We start from the raw sequence: 18,363 nt of genomic DNA on the forward strand, positions 1-18,363 counted from the left end.
ACCCGATCCAAACATCACAATTCGGGTCAGCCTTGAGTCTCTTAGACTTCCGGGTCGACTGGAGTCGCAACAATCATGGCGTCATCACATCCGGCGCGTGTACGCCATGCTCTGTCAGGACGGTCCCCCGTGAACTCCACTGCCCATTCCCCCGCCGCCCCGCGGCGCGCCGGTTGGTTCGCCGACCGCCCGCTGGCGGTGAAGTTCGGTGTCCTCCTCACCGTCGTCGTGCTCGCCCTCGGGGGCGTGCTCGCCGCCGTGGTCGTCGGCAACGCCGACGTCCACGAGGCGAACACCGAGCTCAGCAACCTCAACGAGGCCGAGAAGCTGGTCCTCCAGATCGACACCCGCGCCAGCGAGCTCAAGGTCGACGACTTCAAGACGCTCGTCCGGGACGACCCCGCGGCGCAGCTGACGGAGCTGGCCGATGACATCGCCACCCCGGAGGGCATGCTGGCCGAGCTCGCCACGATCCCGCTCGAGGGGCCGGCGGCCGACTCCGTCGCCGGACTGGATGACAGCTTCCGCGCGTACACCGACGCGATCACCGCGTGGGTCGACGAGGCGGTCGCCGACCCGGTGGCCATGCGGGCACGCTGGGAGGAGATCCAGGCGGCGAACGACCTCACCGACGGCGCCGTCAGCTCGGCGAAGGACGCACTCGCCGCCGAGAGCGACGCCGCCCAGGGCCGGCTGGACGACGCGATCGCCCGGTCCCAGCTGATCGGGATCGTGATCACGCTCGGCGGGCTGATCGTCATCGGCTTGGTGAGTTGGGTGACCATGCGCTCCATCACTCGTCCGGTGCGGGCGGTCAAGACAGCCCTCGAGGCTCTCGCCGTCGGCGACCTGACCGTCACCACGGGGATCCGGTCGCAGGACGAGGTGGGTCAGATGGCGGCGTCCCTGGACGCGGCGCAGGCCAGCCTCCGCGAGGTGCTCGCGGGTGTGGTCACCTCGGCGGACGCGGTGGCGGCCTCCTCGGAGGAGTTGAGCGCGTCCTCGGCGCAGATCGCCGCCTCGGCGGAGGAGACCTCGACCCAGTCCGGAGTGGTCGCATCGGCGGCCGAGGAGGTGTCCCGCAGCGTCGAGACCGTCGCGGCCGGTGCCGAGCAGATGGGCGCCTCGATCCGGGAGATCGCGTCGAACGCGGCGGAGGCCAGCGAGGTCGCCAGCCGGGCGGTCCACGCCGCGGCGACGACGAAGGCCACGGTCGACAAGCTGGGCCAGTCCTCGGCCGAGATCGGCAACGTGGTCAAGGTGATCACGAGCATCGCCGAGCAGACCAACCTGCTCGCTCTCAACGCCACCATCGAGGCGGCGCGTGCCGGTGAGGCCGGCAAGGGCTTCGCCGTCGTCGCGAACGAGGTCAAGGAGCTGGCCCAGGAGACCGCCAAGGCCACGGAGGACATCGCCAAGCGCGTCCTCGCCATCCAGGGCGACACCACGGCCGCCGTCTCCGCGATCGACGAGATCTCCCAGATCGTCGCGCAGATCTCCGACCGGCAGACCACCATCGCCAGCGCGGTGGAGGAGCAGACCGCCACGACCAGCGAGATGTCGCGCTCGGTGCAGGAGGCGGCCGGCGGCACCGGCGAGATCGCGGCCAACATCACCGGGGTGTCCACCGCCGCTGACTCCACCACCCAGGCGCTGACCCAGACACGCGTCGCCGTGGACGAGCTGTCGCAGATGGCGGTCGAGCTGCGCGCGGCCGTCGGGCGGTTCACCTACTGAGCGGGCGAGTGGCGCACCGGCGCTGACCCGGACGACGAGGAGCGCACGACCACACCGGTCGTGTGCTCCCCGCGCGTTTCCGCCGCCATTCTGGCCATTCCAAGACGCGGCCGAATTGTCGACAAGAAGAGGGCCGGAAGGCAGTCACCTGACTTTCTCTGACGATTGCCGCGACACGTGTTTGATCCTGTTTCGGATCCGTACTGCGTGCGTCACTCTTCCGCCGTCGGGCCGCCGTTCCCGACGCCGCCCGACTGCGAAGCCCCGCATCCGTCCCCAGGAGCCCGTCATGACCGTCCCAGCCCGCACGACTCGATCCGGGCGACCGGGTGGATGGTTCGCCGACCGTCCGATCGGGGTGAAGATCGGCGCGGTCGTCGCACTGCTCGCCATCGTCGTCCTCGGCACCAACTGGCTGGCCGTCGAGCGCATCAGCGAGATGAAGGAAACCCGGGAGGCCCTCTACACCGAGAACCTCCAGCCGCTCACCGCGTTGGCCGAGGTCCAGCGCGCGCACGCCGCGCACCGTGCCCGCACGCTCGAGTACGCCGTCTCCACGCCCGAGCGCCGGGTGGAGCTCGTCGAGCAGATGGAGGAGAAGAACGCCGATCTCCAGGCCGGCTACGACGCCTACGAGCCGTTCATCACGGCGCCGGAGGAGATGACCCGGATGATGGAGACCCGGGCGCAGTTCGTCGACGCGGTCGCCACCCAGCTCTTCCCGGCGGCCGACCGTGGCGACTTCGAGGCCTTCTCCCGGGTGCAGTCCGAGGTGCTCCAGCCGCTCCTGCAGATCATCGCCGACGACATGGAGGCCGAGGGCCTGGCCCAGGCCGCCCAGGCCGCCGCCCGCAACGAGGCGGCCGCCGCCGAGGCGGACGACGCCATCACCGTCCTCCTGGTCACCGCGCTGGGCTCGGTCGCCGTGACCGTCGGCCTCACCGTCGTCGTCGTCCGCCGCATCACCCGGACGGTCCGCTCGGTCCAGCGCTCCGCCGAGGCCATGGCGACCGGCGACCTCACCGTTGCGACAGGAATCACCTCGGCGGACGAGCTCGGCCAGATGGCCGCGGCCCTGGACTCGGCACAGGTGAGCCTGCGGGAGGTGCTCTCGTCGGTCGTGCAGTCGGCGGACGCGGTGGCCGCGAGCTCCGAGGAGCTGTCGGCGTCCTCGGCGCAGATCTCGGCGTCGGCGGAGGAGACCTCGGCCCAGTCGGGTGTGGTGTCGAGCGCTGCGGAGGAGGTCAGCCGGAACGTGCAGACGGTGGCGGCCGGTGCCGAGCAGATGGGTGCCTCGATCCGGGAGATCGCCTCGAACGCCGCGGAGGCCAGCGAGGTCGCCGCCCGGGCCGTGACCGCCGCCGAGACCACCACCGCGACGGTCGCCAAGCTGGGTGACTCCTCGGCCGAGATCGGCAACGTCGTCAAGGTCATCACCAGCATCGCCGAGCAGACCAACCTGCTCGCGCTCAACGCCACCATCGAGGCCGCGCGCGCCGGTGAGGCCGGCAAGGGCTTCGCCGTCGTCGCGAACGAGGTCAAGGAGCTGGCGCAGGAGACGGCGAAGGCGACCGAGGACATCGCCAAGCGGGTCCTGGCGATCCAGGGCGACACGACCGCCGCGGTGGCCGCCATCGAGGAGATCAGCTCGATCGTCGCGCAGATCTCCGACCGGCAGACCACCATCGCCTCGGCCGTGGAGGAGCAGACCGCCACCACCAGCGAGATGTCCCGCTCGGTGCAGGAGGCGGCCAGCGGCACCGGCGAGATCGCCACGAACATCACCGGCGTCTCCACCGCCGCGGAGTCGACCACGCAGGCGCTGACCCAGACCCGCACCGCGGTCGACGAGCTGTCCCGGATGGCAGCGGACCTGCGCACGACCGTCGGGAAGTTCTCCTACTGACCGGCCACCAGCCGCACCGGCGCTGATCCGGACACACCAGGAGCGCACGGCCCCACGGGGCCGTGCGCTCCTCTCGTGTCCCCAGAGCCGCCGGCCCCGCCACCCAGCACTCGGTCGGACCCGCACCGCGGTCGACGAGCCGCGCCTTTCCCCTGTCAGGAATCGGGCGAGCGGAATGTCGACAAGACGCCGATCCGGAGGCGGTCAGCTGTCGATCTCCGGCCATTTCCTGACACGCTGCGAAGCATCGCTAACGACTTATCCTGATGCCCCATCCTCGGGGACGTATTAAATGAACAGTCCGAGAAGTGCTGCGCACTGCGGCGACGCGCAGCCTTCCGGTCCCCGAGCAAGGAGCACCTCATCGTGAGCACCACCCTGATGGCCCGCCGTCGCGGCCGCTGGTTCCTCGACCGTCCCCTCGCCGTGAAGCTCGCCGCCGTCGTGGCGACCATGGGACTCGTCGCCCTCGTCATCACCCGGGTCGGCGTCAGCGGAGTGCAGGAACTGCGTGACGGCGAGCAACGCCTCTACCAGGAGCAGGTCCAGCCGATGGACACCCTGGGCGCCATCCAGCGCAGCTTCCAGGGCGACCGCGTGCGCGTCGTCTCCTACAACGTCGCCGACGCCGAGACCCGGGCCTTCCTGCGGGAGAACCTGGCCGAGCGGCAGGTCGCGCTGCAGGCTCTGCTGGATCGGTACGACGGCCAGCAGGCCGACGACGCCGCGTGGACGGCGGTCAACGAGGCCCTGGCCGCCTACTACGCCAACGCCACCCAGCAGATGAACGCCATCGACGCCGGTTCCGCCGCGTACTACGGGTTCAACGAGGAGAAGCCGCTGGCCAGCGGTGTCATGGACCCGTACGCGGTCGAGAGCGATGCCCAGGCGGCAGCGGCCGCCGCTGAGGCGGCTGCCGGTGAGGACCTCGCGGGCGACGTCGTGCTGCAGATCGTCACCGCTCTCGTCGTCGGGCTGCTGCTCGCGTCGGCGCTGGCTGTCGTCGTCGTCCGGCACCTGACGCGGACCGTGCGTTCTGTCCATGCCGCAGTCGACGCGCTCGCGGCAGGAGACCTGACGCACGCACCCGAGGCGACGTCGGGCGACGAGCTCGGCCGCATGGCCGACGCCCTGGCCGCTGCCCAGGGGAACCTGCGGGAGGTGCTGTCCGGGGTGGTCGCCTCGGCGGACGCGGTGGCGGCGAGCTCGGAGGAGCTGTCGGCGTCGTCGGCGCAGATCTCGGCGTCGGCGGAGGAGACCTCGGCCCAGTCCGGTGTGGTGTCCGGTGCGGCGGAGGAGGTCTCGCGCAGCGTGCAGACCGTCGCCGCCGGCGCGGAGGAGATGGGTGCCTCGATCCGGGAGATCGCCTCGAACGCGGCTGAGGCCAGTGAGGTGGCGGCCCGCGCGGTGACCGCTGCGGAGACGACGACGGCGACGGTGGCGAAGCTGGGTGACTCCTCGGCCGAGATCGGTAACGTGGTGAAGGTGATCACGAGCATCGCCGAGCAGACGAATCTGCTGGCGCTGAACGCCACCATCGAGGCCGCGCGTGCCGGTGAGGCCGGCAAGGGCTTCGCCGTGGTGGCCAACGAGGTGAAGGAGCTGGCGCAGGAGACGGCGAAGGCGACCGAGGACATCGCCCGCCGGGTGCAGTCGATCCAGGGCGACACCACCGCCGCCGTTGCGGCGATCGAGGAGATCAGCCAGATCGTCGCCCAGATCTCCGACCGGCAGACCACCATCGCCTCGGCCGTGGAGGAGCAGACCGCCACCACCAGCGAGATGTCGCGGTCGGTGCAGGAGGCGGCGAACGGCACGGCGGAGATCGCCAGCAACATCACCGGCGTCTCGACCGCGGCCGGTTCCACCACCCAGGCCCTGGGGCAGACCCGGACCGCCGTGGACGAGCTGTCCCGGATGGCCGCGGACCTGCGGACCAGCGTCGGGCGTTTCACCTACTGACGCTCTCCACCCACACGATCGGGGTGGCAGCCGGATGTCCGGCTGCCACCCCGTTCGCGCATTCCGGGCACCTTTCCCGACACGTCAATGGCGTCATGTCGACAACGACGATGCGGTCATCGACCAATCTTCCGCGCCGTTCGCGACACGCTGGAAATGCGGACGATCCCGATTCGGACGTGCCCTACCTTTCTGCCAGTCGCACACGCCCCACGTGATGGACCGCTTTCTGTCGAGGCCATTCGCGGCGCGACGATGCCCCGCCTGCCGTGCACATCAGTCTCTTCCAGGAGAACCACCATGACTGTTCCCGCCAAGACCACCCGCTCCGGACGAGGAGGCTGGTTCACCGATCGTCCGATCGGCGTGAAGATCGGTGCCGCCCTCGCCGTCCTCGCGATCGTCGCCTTCGGGCTCACAGCTCTGGCCGTCCAGCGGATAGGAACGCTGGCCGACGCGGGAGACATGCTGTACGAGGACTCCATCGTGCCGCTCGAGCGGCTGGGTGAGGCCCAGCGAACGTTCCAGGGCATCCGTGCGCGCAACAACGTCTACGGCCTGGCCGACGCGGCGACCCAGGAAAGCCTGCGGGCCGACCTGGAGGCTCGCACGGAGCAGTTCGTCGGCGAGGTGCAGGTCTACGTCGACACCCTGGGAGACCCGAACGACTTCGCGCCGGTCCAGGAGGCCGTCGACGCCTACTTCGCCGTGGTGGAGGGGCAACTCTACCCGGTCGCCGCCACCGGCGACGCCGCTGCGGCCCTCCAGGTGGTCAGCGGTCCGCTCGCCGAGACCGGGCGGGCCCTCTCGGACTCGTTCGGTGTCGAGCAGGCGCGGCAGGGAGAGGACGCCAAGGCCGACGCCGCGGCCGGCCAGGACCTCGCCACGGCGGCGCGGTACACCCTGTGGATCGCCCTCGCGATCGGGGTCGCCGTCGCCGGGCTGCTCGGTGGGTGGGTCGTGCGCCAGATCGTCCGGACCGTGCGGTCGGTGCAGGCATCCGTGGATGCGCTTGCCAAGGGCGATCTGACCGTCATCCCCGAGGTCAACTCGGGTGACGAGCTCGGCCGGATGGCCGCCTCGCTCGGCACGGCCCAGGAGGGCCTGCGGTCGGTCCTGGCCGGTGTGGCCGCCTCGGCGGACGCGGTGGCGGCGAGCTCGGAGGAGCTGTCGGCGTCGTCGGCGCAGATCTCGGCGTCGGCGGAGGAGACCTCGGCCCAGTCCGGTGTCGTGTCCTCGGCGGCGGAGGAGGTCTCGCGCAGCGTGCAGACCGTGGCCGCGGGTGCGGAGCAGATGGGTGCCTCGATCCGGGAGATCGCCTCGAACGCGGCGGAGGCCAGCGAGGTGGCGGCCCGGGCCGTCACGGCAGCGGAGACCACCACCGCGACGGTGGCCAAGCTGGGCGAGTCCTCGGCCGAGATCGGCAACGTCGTCAAGGTCATCACCAGCATCGCCGAGCAGACCAACCTCCTCGCGCTCAACGCCACCATCGAGGCCGCGCGGGCCGGGGAGGCCGGCAAGGGCTTCGCGGTCGTGGCCAACGAGGTCAAGGAGCTGGCGCAGGAGACGGCGAAGGCGACGGAGGACATCGCCCGGCGGGTGCAGTCGATCCAGGGCGACACGACCGCGGCGGTGGCCGCGATCGAGGAGATCTCCCAGATCGTCGCCCAGATCTCCGACCGGCAGACCACCATCGCCTCGGCGGTGGAGGAGCAGACCGCGACCACCAACGAGATGTCGCGCTCGGTCCAGGAGGCCGCCGGCGGGACGACGGAGATCGCCAGCAACATCACCGGTGTCTCCACGGCGGCGGAGTCCACCACGCAGGCGCTGACCCAGACGCAGACGGCCGTGGAGGAGCTCTCCCGCATGGCCGCCGACCTGCGGACGAGCGTCGGCACGTTCACGTACTGAGCACCACCCCTGTCGACGTGGCCACTTCGGCGGGGCAGCAGGTGTCGGCTCCACCTCGCGGGTGCCGATAACTGCACCGACGGCGGTGCCGGGCGGGTTCACCTTGACTCCGCCCGGCACCGGCCGATGACCCAACCGGGCGGGCTCCCAGCCCGGTCGCAACGTGAGAGAGAAGGCACCAACGGTGGACGGTCTGGACGACATCGTCGAGGAGTTCCTGGTCGAGAGCCACGAGAACCTCGACCAGCTGGACTCGGACCTGGTCGCGCTGGAACAGGACCCGAATTCCCGCGAGCGGCTCTCGAGCATCTTCCGGACCATCCACACGATCAAGGGCACCAGCGGCTTCCTGGCCTTCAACCGGCTCGAGGAGGTGACCCACGTCGGGGAGAACATGCTCTCCCGGCTGCGGGACGGCGAACTGGCGCTGACTCCCGCCCGCACCAGCGTGCTGCTGCAGATGGTGGACACGGTCCGGGCCCTGCTGACCTCGATCGAGGCGAGCGGCGGTGAGGGTGCCGTGGAGGTCGCCGGCGTCGTCGCCGCGATCACCGCCGCGATGGACGACGCCCCGGCCGCCGCGGCCATCCCGGCCCCCCGGACCGGGACGCCGGCGAAGGCCACCGCCGTCAAGGCCCCGGCCAAGGCTCCGGCCAAGGCCGCCGCGAAGGCTCCCGCCAAGGCTGCCGCCAAGGCCCCGGTCAAGGCCGCGAAGACCCCGGCCAGGAAGACCACCGCACGCAAGGCCACCACGCCGCGTGCCACGACGACCCCGGCGGCGCCCGCCGCCGGGCCGCTGGACGACGCACCGCTCGCCGTCCTCGTCGACGAGCTGCCCGAGGGAGCGAACGCAGTCATGCCCGAGCGCACTGTGGAGGAGCCGGCCGCCCCGGCTCCCGCCGCCGAGCAGACCGAGACCGAGGCGCCGTCGGCCGGCGGTGACGGTCAGGCGCGGCGCGGGGTCGCCGACAGCACCATCCGGGTCGACGTCGACCTGCTCGACGAGCTCATGCTGCTGGTGGGCGAGCTGGTCCTCACCCGCAACCAGATCGTGCAGAACGTCGCCCGGCAGACCGACACGGACCTGATCCGTGCCTCCCAGCGGCTCAACCTGATCGCCAGCGAGCTGCAGGAGGGCGTCATGAAGACGCGCATGCAGCCGATCGACCACATCTGGTCCAAGCTGCCGCGCGTCGTCCGCGACCTGGGTCTGCAGTGCGGCAAGAACGTGCGGCTGGAGATGGAGGGCCGGGAGACCGAGCTCGACAAGACGCTGCTCGAGGCCGTCAAGGACCCGTTGACCCACCTGGTGCGGAACTCGGTGGACCACGGCATCGAGGCCGTCGAGGCGCGCAGGAAGGCCGGCAAGCCCGCCGAGGGCGTCCTCACCCTGCGGGCGCGCCACGAGAGCGGCCAGGTCGTGGTCGAGGTCGCCGACGACGGCGCGGGCATCGACCCCGCCAAGCTGGGCGCCAAGGCCGTCCAGCGCGGCCTCGTCACCCCCGATGCGCTCACCCGGATGAGCCCGGCCGACATCCTGCAGCTGATCTTCCTGCCCGGCTTCTCCACCGCAGCGGCCGTCACGAACGTCTCCGGCCGAGGCGTCGGCATGGACGTCGTCAAGACCAACATCGAGGCGATCGGCGGCACGATCGAGGTCGAGTCCGACGCCGGTGTGGGCACCGTCTGCCGGCTGCGCATCCCGCTCACCCTCGCGATCGTCCCGGCGCTGACCGTCGAGTGCGCCGGCGACCGCTACGCCATCCCGCAGATCAGCCTGCAGGAGCTGGTCAGCCTGGACGCCGAGAAGGCAGCGAATGCCGTCGAGGAGGTCGGCGGCGCGCAGGTCTACCGGCTCCGGGGTGAGCTACTGCCCCTCGTCCGGCTCACCGACGTCCTGGGCCTGACCTCCGAGCGGCACGACGGCCACGTGGTCATCGCCGTGCTGCGCTCCGAGGGCCGGCGCTTCGGCCTCGTCGTGGACCGCGTCATCAACACCGAGGAGATCGTCGTCAAGGCGGTCGGCGGCCAGATGAAGGCGATCGGCCTCTACTCCGGCGCGACCGTCCTCGGCGACGGCACCGTTGCGCTCATCCTCGACGTCCAGGCGCTGGCCCGCCGGGCCCTGCGCACCGAGACCACCGAACGGAGCCAGGAGGCCGCCCGGGACGCGGCCGCGGCCGCGGCGTCGAGCGAGACCGACCGGCAGCGGATGCTCCTGGCGGCGATCGGCGGCGGCCGCCGCGTGGCCATCCCCCTCGACACCGTCACGCGCCTCGAGCAGGTGCGCACGGAGTCGGTGGAGAAGGTCGGCAACCGGGAGGTCGTGCAGTACCGCGGCGCGATCCTGCCGATGGTCCGCCTCGACCGGCACCTGGGCGCGTACGGCGAGACCGACCGCGAGGTCCTCGAGGTGATCGTCTACAGCGACCACGGGCGCAGCGTCGCGATCGTCGTCGAGGAGATCCTCGACATCGTCGACGGCGAGGCCGCGGTGCGCAGCGACATCGACGACCTGGGGCTGCTCGGCTCCGCCGTCCTCGGCGACAAGGTGACCGAACTGCTCGACGTGCGCGCGGCCATCCTGGCTGCCGACCCGGCCTTCTACTCGGCCCACCCCACCGCCCCCGCGACGCCCACCGGCGTCCCCGCCTCTCTGCTGGAGGTCTGACGTGACCGCCCCCGCCCGCACTGCCGCTCCCGCCACGAGCGGGCAGCTGGCCACCTTCCGGCTGGACGGTGACCTGTACGGCATCGAGGTCGAGCACGTGCAGGAGGTGCTGCGCAGCCAGCAGCTCACCCGCGTGCCCCTCGCGCCCACCGCCGTCGCCGGGCTCATCAACCTGCGTGGCCAGGTGGTGACCGCGATCGAGCTGCGCGAGCGCCTCGGCCGACCGCCGCGTCCGGAGGGCACCGACCCCGTGGTCATCGTCGTCCGCCTGCACGGCGAGGCCGTCAGCATGCTGGTCGACTCCATCGCCGACGTCGTCGACGTGGACGCCAGTGACTTCGAGGCGCCGCCGGACACGCTGGAGGGCCAGGCCCGTGACCTGATCCGCGGCGCGTACAAGCTGCACGGCCAGCTGCTGCTGGCGCTGGACGTCCAGAAAGCCGTCAGCGCCTGAGTCGCTCACTCGACGCAATCGGGCGCTGACAGTCTTCGCCCGAACGCGCGGCCGTTCCCCCATCGCTCTCCTGCCTTGGGGTGACGGCCGCGTGGCGTTTCCGGGACGGAGCATTCAGAGTGGACCAACCCATCTCTGGAGGCGACCGTGCCCTACTCCCTGGTCAGTGCCGCAACGCTCGGCTTCGACCTGGTGCGCCTGCCCGCCGGCCAGGCGGTCGCCGGTGTCCTGCTGACCGGGCTGGGGTCCGATGCCGTGGCCCTGTCGGGCCTCGCCACCATGAACCCGAGCCGGGGACTCGCTCTCGAGGAGCGCGGGGTGCTCGCGGTCCGTGGTCGCCGCGCCCGGGAGCTGGCTGCCTCCGTCCCGCACATGCGCAGCGCCGCCGCCGCGGATGATCGCGCCGCCGTGCTCGTGAGCCAGCTCGAGCAGGGCACGATCGGTGACGCGCCGACGCTGGAGCGCCTGCTCCGCGACGACGTCCTGGGCCCCGAGCACGCCGCGGCCGGTGAGCTGTCGGACGACGAGCGGGACGAGGCCGTGGCCGTCCTGGCCGACGCCGCGGTCGGCTACTGGGCCGCAGGCGTCCTCCCCCCGCTGGTCCGGCGTGAGCTGACCGGCCCCTACGACCGGGCCGTGGAGCGTGCACTCGTCGCCGTCCCCGAGGTCGGCGGCGACCTCGGCCCGGCCGCCGCCGCTCTGGCAGGCCTGCTCGATGCGATCCGCGGGCTGGACGAGACCGGCCGGGCCGCCTGGCGCGCGGCCGTCGACGAGGGCCGCGCCGAGCACCGCCCGTGGGCCACGGCCATGCACGAGGCCTCCTGGGCCGCGCACGTGTCCGGCCGGACCCGATCCCTGGCGGCGGCCCAGCTGCACGCCGTCCAGGCATTCCTCGACGGCGGCTTCGACCTGCACGACGGCGCCGCGGGCGTGTGGAACGCCGTCGCGGGCTGCGTCCAGGGTCTGGCCATGGGCGACCTGCTCGACGAGGGGGCTCAGGCGGTCCTGCAGGCGCCCTTGCGCCGCGTCAGCGCTGCCTGAGCAACCCTTCTCCCTCCCGCCTGCGGCGCCTGCCGCGTCTCGCGGTGGTCGCGGGCGTTGCACGTGCTCGCGGTGACCTCATCGCCGAAGAGGCGGTCATGCGCGCACCTCGGCTCGATCGCTGGCGGGATGCGGCTGCTGCGGGCCGGTGACCTGCAGCTCTCCGCCTGATCCGGCGACCGCATCGCCATTGTCGACAGATGGCCAAAATGCTATTGCGACCATTCCGGGGCGGTCGCCGATGAATCGCGTAACGAGTTCGGCCGGTCCCTTTCCTTTTCATTGCGCACACCCGAAGCTCAATGTGTCGGTACCGTCGGCGGCGCCTCCGGGAGCCGCTCGCGAAAAGGATCATGCCCGCCCGCTCAAGGGCCGTTCCCTGGTGCCGATACAGGAATGACAGCCTGCCGGGCTGAGCCTGCGCAGGGAAGCTGGAGGACACGCGTGAACCCGATCAGGGTGATGGTCGTCGACGATTCCGTCGTCGTCCGGAAGATCGTGACCGACGTCCTCTCCGCCGACCCGGACATCGAGGTCGTGGGCACCGCCGTCAACGGCAGGATCGCCCTGGGCAAGCTCGAGCAGCTGAAGCCGGATCTCGTCACGATGGACATCGAGATGCCGGAGATGAACGGCATCGAGGCAGTGCGCGCCATCCGCGCCTCTCGCAGCCGGGTGCCGATCGTCATGTTCAGCACGCTGACCGAGCGAGGCGCCTCGTCCACCCTGGACGCCCTGTCCGCGGGCGCCAACGACTACGTCACGAAGCCGGCGAACGTCGGCAGCGTCGGGCAGTCGATGGAGAGCGTCCGCGAGCAGCTGATCCCGAAGATCAAGGCGCTCACCGGCCGCCCGGTCACCCCGGGGCCGGCCCGCGCCGCCGCACCACTCCCCCCTCCTCCCCCCGCCGCGCCCCGCACCGGCCCGCACAAGTTGCCGGCCGTGCTGGTGATCGGTTCCTCCACCGGCGGGCCCGAGGCGCTTGCCAAGGTGCTCCCCCAGCTGCCCGCCTCGCTGCCGGTCCCGGTGCTCCTGGTGCAGCACATGCCGCCCGTCTTCACCCGGCAGTTCGCCCAGCGCCTCGACCGGCTGTGCCCGCTGCGCGTGGTGGAGGCCTCCGACGGCACCCCGATCCTCCCGGGCACCGTCCACCTGGCACCGGGCGATCACCACCTCGTCGTCCGGGGCGGTGGGGCCCGCGGGCGGCAGGCCCTGCACACCGGGCTCCACCAGGGCCCGCCCGAGAACTTCTGCCGTCCGGCCGTCGATCCGCTCTTCCGCTCGGCCGTGACCGCGTTCGACGGCGCCGTGCTGGCCGTCGTCCTGACCGGCATGGGTTCCGACGGACGCAACGGCGCCGGGGAGATCCGCGCCGCTGGAGGCACCGTGCTCGTGCAGGACCAGACCACCTCCGTCGTCTGGGGGATGCCCGGCGCCATCAGCCAGGCCGGCTACGCCGACGAGGTGCTGCCCCTGGACCGCATCCCGGAGGCGATCAACCGCCACCTGTCCGGCGTCGCGGGTACGCGTCCGGCCGCGGCCGTCGCAGGAGGCGCGCGATGACCCTCACCGCGACCAGCTTCGACTGGGTGCGCGCCCTCGTGCACAAGGAGAGCGCGATCGTCCTCCAGCCGGGCAAGGAGTACCTCGTCGAGGCGCGCCTGCTGCCCATCGCCCGGGAGAAGGGCATTTCCGACGTCTCCCAGTTCGTGGACTCGGTCCGGAGCCGGCCCGACCAGGACAGCAATCGCCGGATCGTCGAGGCGCTGACCACCAACGAGACCTCGTGGTTCCGGGACGGCGACCCGTTCACCGCGCTCACCTCCACGGTGATGCCGGCGCTGCTGGCCGCTCGCGGACCGAACGAGCGGCTCCAGATCTGGTCGGCCGCCTGCTCCAGCGGGCAGGAGCCGTACACGATCGCGATGCTGCTCGAGGACGCGATCCCCAACGCCGGCTCCCGGGTCTCCATCACCGCGACCGACCTCTCCCGCGAGATGGTGGCGCGCACGCGGGCCGGCCGGTTCTCCCAGCTCGAGGTCAACCGCGGCCTGCCCGCGCCCATGCTCGTCCGGCACTTCGTGCGGGCGGGCAGCGAGTGGGAGGTCTCCGCGCCGCTGCGCCGGATGGTCACCGCCTCCGAGTGCAACCTCGCGACGCCGCTGCCGCGGATGGGTCCGTTCGACGTGGTCTACCTGCGCAACGTCCTCATCTACTTCGACCTGCCCACGAAGCAGGCGATCCTCCGCCGCGTGCGCGATCTCATGCGCCCCGACGGATGGCTGTTCCTGGGCGCGGCAGAGACGACGCTCGGGGTGGACGACTCCTGGGAGCGGGTCGTCGTCGGCCGCAGCTCCGCCTACCGCCCGCTGAAGGGAAAGTGATCGTGCGCGCTCTGGTGATCGACGATTCGAAGGTCATGCGCCGGATCGTCGCCGGGATCCTCGAGGGTCTCGGGTACGAGGTGCAGCAGGCCGGCCACGGCCGCGAGGGGCTCGACGTCCTCGAGGGCGGCTACGTGCCGGACCTGGTCTGCGTCGACTGGAACATGCCGGTGATGGACGGGCTCCAGTTCGTCTCCGCCGTCCGCTCCAACCCGGCCTGGCGGCAGGTGACGATCATGATGGTCACCTCCGAGAGCGAGCACGGCCAGATCGTGCGGGCGCTCGCGGCCGGCGCCCACGAGTACGTCATCAAGCCCTTCACCGCCGACGCGATCCGCGACAAGCTCGCGCTCCTCGGCCTGCTGCCCGAGGAGGTCGTCCTGTGACCGAGCTGTCCGCGTCCGGGGACACCGGCGAGCGCCGTCGCGCCAGCGACGCCCCGCTGCTGATCACCGAGCTGATCGACGAGGACACCGTCCAGAGCATCGCGCAGGAGGCCTGGTCTGCCCTGATCGGGGACGACGAGTTCCTCGTGCCGCTCCCGGGCGGGCTCCCCGACGACGCCGTGAGCTCGTGGGTGGAGATCGTCGGGCCGTGGACCGGCGCCGTCGTCCTCACCTGCGGCCGTTCGACCGCCGAGGCGCTCGCCCGGTGCCTGATGGCCGAGCACGCTCCCCCGGTGCTCGACGCCGACGACATCCAGGACGCCCTGGGTGAGCTCGCCAACGTCGTGGGAGGCAACGTCAAGGCCGTCCTCCCCGGCCCTTCCGTCCTCGGCCTGCCCGAGGTGGGGTCGGTACCCCCAGCCGGCCACACAGCCGATGCCTCGGCTGACACCTGCCGCGTCGACCTCCTGTGGCGTGGCCAGTCCCTGATCGTCACCGTCCAGGGCTCCGCCGGAGCCCCGTCCGTCCCCGAGAACAACCAGCACGAAAACGAGGTGCCGCTGTGAAGATCCTGGTCGCCGACGACAGCCGCGTCATGCGGCAGATCGTCATCCGTACTCTGCGCCAGGCCGGTTACGACGACCACGACATCGTCGAGGCCGAGGACGGCGCCGACGCGCTGGCCAAGGTCTCGTCCGAGAAGCCGGACCTGGTCCTGTCCGACTGGAACATGCCCAACATGAGCGGCATCGAGTGCCTGCAGGCCATGCGCGCCTCCGGCTCCGCCGTGCCGTTCGGGTTCGTCACCTCGGAGGGCTCCCCGGAGATGCGGGAGAAGGCGTCCGACGCCGGCGCCCTCTTCCTCATCGCCAAGCCGTTCACCGAGGACACGTTCAAGGAGCACCTGGACGGGGTGATCGCATGACGACCGGCACCGTGCAGCTGCCCGCTGCCAAGGACGTCCGCGACATGCTGTCCGGCCTGGTCGGCAAGTCGGTCGGCGTCAACCCCGGCGCCCCGGTCACGCCGACCCCCGACAAGCCGGTGTCCGTGGCGGTCTACGTCGACCCGCACATGGCCATCAACGCGATCTGCGTGATGGACCTGGGTGCGTCGGCCTACACCGGAGCCGCCCTGGCCCTGCTCCCGCCTGGTGGTGCGCAGGACGCGGTCGAGGAGGACGGCGAGCTCAGCGGCATGCTGGTCGAGGCGCTGCACGAGGTGGTGAACGTGCTGTCGGCGCTGTTCAACATCCCGGGCGCCCCGCACTCCAAGCTGCACAAGCTCTACGCCCCCGGCGACGACCTGCCCGGTGACATCGAGGGCATGCTCGCCAATTTCAACCGGATCGACCTCGCACTCGAGGTTCCCGGCTACGGCAAGGGAGCACTCTCGCTGGTCCTGCCGTGAGGAAGTGACCTCGTAGTCCGACGGGCTGCGATGGTCTGCAATGCCGCGACCCCCGCTGCTCACTGAGGTAGCGGGGGTCGCGGCGAGTGGGCCCGGAGGCGTTGGGTGCCCTCCTATGCCATGGCGGGCCGGCGGTTCTGGACGACGGTGGGCAGGCAGGCCCACACGTGCTTGCAGCCCTCGTCGACGTACCAGCCGTGGGCCACCGACAGCCGGGCGACCAGGTGCAGGCCGAGGCCGCCCTTGGCGGGGTCGCGGTCGACGGCCGGGGCGGGCAGCGTCTCCGACGCCCGGTCGCTCACGTCCAGCAGCCATCCACCGCTGCCGGCCACCACGGTCGCCACCACGGGGGACTCGCCGTGCCGCAGTGCGTTGGAGGCCAGTTCGTCGAAGGCGAGCACCAGCCGTTCCCCGGCGGTGTCCTCGTCCGGGGGCGGGAACCCGGCCACGCCCAGGCGGGTGCGCAGCGCCGCGCGCGCCGCCGGCAGCTCGGAGAGCTCGGAGAGATCCCAGCGCCACACCTCGCCGCGTCCGTCGGGCAACGGGCGCAGTGGCCACGACAGTCGACCCATGGCCCTCTCCCCCCGGTTGCCGGAACGTGCACAGGCGGAGTTGCCCAGCCGATCACGGCGTCAACCGTGCGGGGATGTGCTTCCTGACTCGTCCGGGTGGGGATCGGCCAGCCGGACGGCCACGAGCGCGACGTCGTCCTGCGGGGTGCCGCGCAGCATCCGGCGCAGCAGGCCGTCGCACAGCTCGTCGAGGGGGCTGCCGGCCAGCTCCCTCAGATGTCCGACCAGGGCGGCCGTGCCGGCGTCCAGCGTGCTCTCCCGGCGCTCCACGAGGCCGTCGGTGTACATCAGGACCACGGCCCCCGGCGGCAGGGGCACCACCGACTCCGCCCGGACGGCGGCGGGGTCGACGCCGAGCATGAGGTCGCCGAGATCGCCACCCAGCACGGTGGCGGTCCCCTCGGCGGTCAGCAGGATCGGTGGGGGATGGCCGGCGTTGGCCCAGCGGAGGATGCGGCCGCCGGCGCCGTCGCACTCGAACCGGGCGACCGCAGCGGTCGCGAGCGTCTCGTCGTGCATCTGGGCGATGGCCTCGTCCAGCCCGCGCAGCACCTCGGCCGGTCCGGCGCTGCTGTAGTACGCGATCCCGCGCAGCAGCCCGCGCAGCTGCCCCATGGCCGCGGCGGCGGCGGTGTCGTGCCCGACGACGTCGCCGATCACGACCACCAGGGAGCCGTTCCGCTGGAGGAAGGCGTCGTACCAGTCACCACCCACGCGAGCGGCCTCCGCCGCGGGGACGTACCGGACGACGACGGCGGTCTCGCCCAGCGCGGGTGGGTCGGTGAGCAGGCTGCGCTGCAGGGCCTCGGCGAGCTGCGCCTGCTGGTTCTGCCGGTGCACCCGTGCGATCGCCCGGGCGGCCTCCGCCGCGACCTGCCGGGCGGTGTCCACGTCCTCGGCGGTCATGACCCGGCCGGCGTCCTGGTACAGCGTGAGCACGCCGACGGTGCGGGATTCGGCGGTCAGCGGGAGGACGACGGCCGTGGCGGGGGCCAGCGCGACGAGGAGGTCACGGGCGGGGCCCTCGCCCATCAGGTCCAGGACGGCGGCGACGGACTCGGTGACGGGCGTCCCGGCGAGCAGGGCCTGTGCCACCGGTGAGGTGCCGGGCAGGGTGTCGAGCCGGATCTGGGCGTAGCGGTTCATGAGCGGCCGGCGCGCCGGGTCCGCGTGCCAGGAACCGACGTCGCGGGCCCGGCCCTCGCGGTCGACCAGGGTGACGATGCAGCCGTCGGTCAGGATCGGCACCACCAGCTCCGCGAGCCGGCCGAGCGCGGAGAGGGTGTCCAGCTGGCCGGACAGCTCCGCGCTCACCCGTGCGAGCAGCCCCGTCCGCGCGGTGGCCCGCCGGGCGGCGTCCTCGGCGTTCCGCCGGTCGGTGACGTCGAGGACGTAGACCGCCAGGCCGTCCGAGCCCGGCCACATCCGGACCTCGAACCAGCCCTCCGGGACGCCGGGGAAGGAGGTCTCGAAGGTGAGGGGGTGGCCGGTGGCCGTCGCCGTCCGGTAGCTGGTCTCGAAGAGGCTGCCGACGATGTCGGGGAAGGCGTCCCACAGGGACTGGCCGACGAGCTGCGTCCGGGAGCGGCCCATCAGCCGTTCGGCCTCGGCGTTCACGTAGCGGAACCGCCAGCGGGCGTCCAGGAAGGAGAAGGCGGCCGGCATGGTTTCGAGGAACCGGACGAGGTCGGCGTCGGGGCGTCGGCCGGCACCTTCGCGCTGCCGCAGTTCGCGCTCGTCCACCGTGGTGCCCCCACGCCTCGCTGTGTCCGCCGGCCGGCTGCTCCGCTGCTGGAGCGTCCACACCGACACGGGCGGGGACGGGCCCGATTCTGTCCACCCGACCAGCGGCTGCCAAGGAGGCGCGGAGCGGGGACGACTGTGTCCCGTCCCGGACGCCGCAGGTGCTCGCGCGTCCGCCGGGTG

The 18,363-nt window shown here is 71.9% G+C and carries 15 protein-coding genes; 13 read left to right on the forward strand and 2 right to left on the reverse strand.

Annotation, left to right across the window (positions count from 1 at the left end; all coding sequences use genetic code 11):
- The first annotated feature begins 129 nt into the window (after positions 1-129).
- From FHU33_RS00695 to FHU33_RS00755, 13 genes are all read left to right on the forward strand, one after another.
- Positions 130-1,737, forward strand: a complete 1,608-nt coding sequence (locus FHU33_RS00695; RefSeq protein WP_342778616.1) for a methyl-accepting chemotaxis protein — start codon at positions 130-132, stop codon at positions 1,735-1,737.
- A gap of 289 nt (positions 1,738-2,026) precedes the next feature.
- Positions 2,027-3,643 carry a methyl-accepting chemotaxis protein gene (locus FHU33_RS00700; RefSeq protein ID WP_142023620.1) on the forward strand — a complete coding sequence of 539 codons (1,617 nt, stop codon included), beginning with the start codon at positions 2,027-2,029 and terminating at the stop codon, positions 3,641-3,643.
- Positions 3,644-4,024: 381 nt separating this feature from the next.
- A complete protein-coding gene (locus FHU33_RS00705) occupies positions 4,025-5,605 on the forward strand; it encodes a methyl-accepting chemotaxis protein (protein WP_142026870.1) in 1,581 nt (526 codons plus the stop codon).
- Positions 5,606-5,905: 300 nt separating this feature from the next.
- Positions 5,906-7,519, forward strand: a complete 1,614-nt coding sequence (locus FHU33_RS00710; RefSeq protein ID WP_142023621.1) for a methyl-accepting chemotaxis protein — start codon at positions 5,906-5,908, stop codon at positions 7,517-7,519.
- 184 nt (positions 7,520-7,703) lie between these two features.
- A complete protein-coding gene (locus tag FHU33_RS00715) occupies positions 7,704-10,190 on the forward strand; it encodes a chemotaxis protein CheA (protein ID WP_142023622.1) in 2,487 nt (828 codons plus the stop codon).
- Between the two features lies 1 nt (position 10,191).
- On the forward strand, positions 10,192-10,644 hold the full coding sequence (locus FHU33_RS00720; RefSeq protein ID WP_211354953.1) for a chemotaxis protein CheW: 453 nt from the start codon (positions 10,192-10,194) through the stop codon (positions 10,642-10,644).
- Between the two features lie 147 nt (positions 10,645-10,791).
- Positions 10,792-11,685: a hypothetical protein gene (locus FHU33_RS00725; RefSeq protein ID WP_142023623.1), complete on the forward strand. Its 894-nt coding sequence runs from the start codon at positions 10,792-10,794 to the stop codon at positions 11,683-11,685.
- 444 nt (positions 11,686-12,129) lie between these two features.
- Positions 12,130-13,248: a protein-glutamate methylesterase/protein-glutamine glutaminase gene (locus FHU33_RS00730; protein ID WP_142023624.1), complete on the forward strand. Its 1,119-nt coding sequence runs from the start codon at positions 12,130-12,132 to the stop codon at positions 13,246-13,248.
- Positions 13,245-14,069 (forward strand): CheR family methyltransferase, encoded by an 825-nt coding sequence (locus FHU33_RS00735; protein ID WP_142023625.1) that lies wholly within the window; start codon positions 13,245-13,247, stop codon positions 14,067-14,069. Before FHU33_RS00730 ends, FHU33_RS00735 begins: the two co-directional genes overlap by 4 nt.
- A 2-nt stretch (positions 14,070-14,071) precedes the next feature.
- The gene (locus FHU33_RS00740) at positions 14,072-14,455 is read left to right on the forward strand and encodes a response regulator (protein ID WP_092202642.1); all 384 of its coding nucleotides are present in this window, start codon (positions 14,072-14,074) and stop codon (positions 14,453-14,455) included.
- Positions 14,452-15,021 (forward strand): chemotaxis protein CheX, encoded by a 570-nt coding sequence (locus tag FHU33_RS00745; RefSeq protein ID WP_246063183.1) that lies wholly within the window; start codon positions 14,452-14,454, stop codon positions 15,019-15,021. The genes FHU33_RS00740 and FHU33_RS00745 overlap by 4 nt, the downstream gene beginning before the upstream one ends.
- A complete protein-coding gene (locus tag FHU33_RS00750) occupies positions 15,018-15,380 on the forward strand; it encodes a response regulator (protein WP_142023626.1) in 363 nt (120 codons plus the stop codon). Before FHU33_RS00745 ends, FHU33_RS00750 begins: the two co-directional genes overlap by 4 nt.
- Positions 15,377-15,865, forward strand: coding sequence for a hypothetical protein (locus tag FHU33_RS00755; RefSeq protein ID WP_142023627.1), 489 nt, complete (start codon positions 15,377-15,379; stop codon positions 15,863-15,865). The genes FHU33_RS00750 and FHU33_RS00755 overlap by 4 nt, the downstream gene beginning before the upstream one ends.
- 113 nt (positions 15,866-15,978) lie before the next feature.
- On the opposite strand, the gene FHU33_RS00760 is transcribed toward FHU33_RS00755, so the two are convergent.
- Both FHU33_RS00760 and FHU33_RS00765 read right to left on the reverse strand, forming a co-directional pair.
- A complete protein-coding gene (locus FHU33_RS00760; RefSeq protein ID WP_142023628.1) occupies positions 15,979-16,437 on the reverse strand; it encodes an ATP-binding protein in 459 nt (152 codons plus the stop codon).
- A 60-nt stretch (positions 16,438-16,497) separates the two neighbouring features.
- Positions 16,498-18,180 carry a SpoIIE family protein phosphatase gene (locus tag FHU33_RS00765; RefSeq protein WP_246063184.1) on the reverse strand — a complete coding sequence of 561 codons (1,683 nt, stop codon included), beginning with the start codon at positions 18,178-18,180 and terminating at the stop codon, positions 16,498-16,500.
- Positions 18,181-18,363: the final 183 nt, after the last annotated feature.

Source organism: Blastococcus colisei, assembly GCF_006717095.1.
GTDB lineage: Bacteria > Actinomycetota > Actinomycetes > Mycobacteriales > Geodermatophilaceae > Blastococcus_B > Blastococcus_B colisei.

Coding starts and splice junctions, on each gene's coding strand:
- FHU33_RS00760 (WP_142023628.1), bottom strand. CDS start 16,437: ATGGGTCGACTGTCGTGGCCACTGCGCCCGTTGCCCGACGGACGCGGC.
- FHU33_RS00755 (WP_142023627.1), top strand. CDS start 15,377: ATGACGACCGGCACCGTGCAGCTGCCCGCTGCCAAGGACGTCCGCGAC.
- FHU33_RS00735 (WP_142023625.1), top strand. CDS start 13,245: ATGACCCTCACCGCGACCAGCTTCGACTGGGTGCGCGCCCTCGTGCAC.
- FHU33_RS00700 (WP_142023620.1), top strand. CDS start 2,027: ATGACCGTCCCAGCCCGCACGACTCGATCCGGGCGACCGGGTGGATGG.
- FHU33_RS00710 (WP_142023621.1), top strand. CDS start 5,906: ATGACTGTTCCCGCCAAGACCACCCGCTCCGGACGAGGAGGCTGGTTC.
- FHU33_RS00705 (WP_142026870.1), top strand. CDS start 4,025: ATGGCCCGCCGTCGCGGCCGCTGGTTCCTCGACCGTCCCCTCGCCGTG.